Genomic DNA, 432 nt, shown 5'->3' on the forward strand with positions numbered 1-432 from the left:
GCTTGTGCTAAGTTGTTAAAAAGATATAAATCAAGTACTTCAGTACGATAGGTACGATTAAATCGTTCAATATAACCATTTTGATAAGGGCTACCGGCTTTATATAATCAATGGCTATATCATGTGATTTAGCCCAGTTTATAAAGGTTTTTCCTGTAAATTCTGGCCCATTATCGACCCGTATTTTTAATGGATATCCATGATATTCGGCCAGTTTATCTAAGTAACGGGTAATCCTTCCTGCTGGTAAGCTGACTGCAATATCAATACCTAACGCCTCACGATTAAAGTCATCGATGACATTGAATGTCCTAAAGCGACGTTGATTACGGCTACTATCACTCATAAAATCCATTGACCAACATTCACCTTGTTTATTAGGCACAAATAGCTTTTCCGGGCATCGTGGAGGAATGCGTTTTTTTCGTTTTA

The 432-nt window shown here is 37.3% G+C and carries 1 protein-coding gene and 1 pseudogene; both read right to left on the minus strand.

Features of this window, described 5'->3' with window-relative positions:
- Positions 1 to 71 (minus strand): hypothetical protein (locus tag A9G37_RS13575; RefSeq protein WP_442903140.1); only part of this gene is annotated, 71 nt, incomplete at its 3' end.
- A gap of 83 nt (positions 72 to 154) precedes the next feature.
- Positions 155 to 355: pseudogene (locus A9G37_RS13580) on the minus strand (DDE-type integrase/transposase/recombinase); the annotation flags it as partial.
- Between the last annotated feature and the right edge of the window lie 77 nt (positions 356 to 432).

Origin of the sequence: Gilliamella sp. GillExp13, assembly GCF_001690815.1 — a bacterium.
GTDB classification, from domain to species: Bacteria; Pseudomonadota; Gammaproteobacteria; order Enterobacterales; family Orbaceae; genus Gilliamella; species Gilliamella bombi.